Annotated in this window: 1 protein-coding gene and 1 pseudogene; both read right to left on the bottom strand. The window is 60.6% G+C overall.

Annotation, left to right across the window (positions count from 1 at the left end; all coding sequences use genetic code 11):
- On the bottom strand, positions 1–540 hold a 540-nt coding region (locus AAFX91_RS41935; RefSeq protein WP_394570381.1), incomplete at its 3' end, for a molybdate ABC transporter permease subunit.
- A gap of 13 nt (positions 541–553) precedes the next feature.
- Positions 554–1017 (bottom strand): annotated as a pseudogene (locus AAFX91_RS41940) (hypothetical protein); the annotation flags it as partial.

A 1017-nucleotide genomic window follows, 5' to 3' on the forward strand; every position in this document is an offset into this window, starting at 1 on the left:
GGCCGACAGCACCTTGGTGCGCCCAGGAATGTTGCCGCCGATCATAAGCACGATGCCGAACGTGCCTATCGCATGCGTAAAGCCAAGCATGGCGCCTGTCAGAACACCCGTTCGCGCCACAGGCAAGGCGACCGTGAAGAAGGTATATAACGGTGAGGCGCGCAGAGTGGCAGCGACTTCCAGCCGGCGGTCACCCATCGCAGCGAAGGCGTTGCGGATGGGCTGCACCACCAAAGGCAGAGCTGACAAAACCGATCCGACCACGAGCCCTGTAAAGGTGAAGGCGAGCGTGGCCCCGCCCCAGAGAGAGGCGAGAAGGCCACTCGGGCCGAGCAGGGCCAGCAGATAGAAACCGAGTACTGTTGGCGGCAGCACCAGCGGCAGCGGGATGATCGTGGCGACCGCCTCAGCCCAAAGGCTCTTCGAGCGCGCTATCCACCACGCGAGCGGCGTGCCAAGGACCAGCAGGATCACGGTCGTCAGGCTCGCGAGCTCGATCGTGAGCCGGAGCGATTCCCAGAGCTCTGGCGAAAAAGCCATCCATGCGTCAACTCTAGCTTTGCACGTAGCCACCCCGCGCGATAATCGCGTGGAGTTTTTGCCATTTGAGAAAGTCGACGAAGGCGGCCGACAGTTTATTGTAGGTGCCAGTCTCCAACAGCACGGCGTCTTGCCCATAAGACTCCTGCGCCACCAGCCAGCGGCAACGGATTTTGCTGTTTGTAAGCTCGGGCGGCGCGACAAATCCGAGTTCGGCATTGCCGGTCTCGGGTTGATAGGCGTGTGTGATGCTGGCGCCACCGGCCTTATTTGGCTGAATCGCCGCACTGACACCTAGCACTTTCGTTACCTGCACCGCCGTTGCGCCATCATAAGGTGCGGCGGCCGGATTGCAGATCGATGATTTTGCCACAGACATCTGAAATGGACCCGCGGAGCAGGACCGCTTGAACCGGTTTGTTAGTTGGAAACTGACCGCTCCTGATCCCTTTCTATCACGCAGCCAGAGACGCTGTC

The sequence above is a fragment of the Bradyrhizobium sp. 31Argb genome (assembly GCF_043638955.1).
Taxonomy (GTDB): Bacteria; Pseudomonadota; Alphaproteobacteria; order Rhizobiales; family Xanthobacteraceae; genus Bradyrhizobium.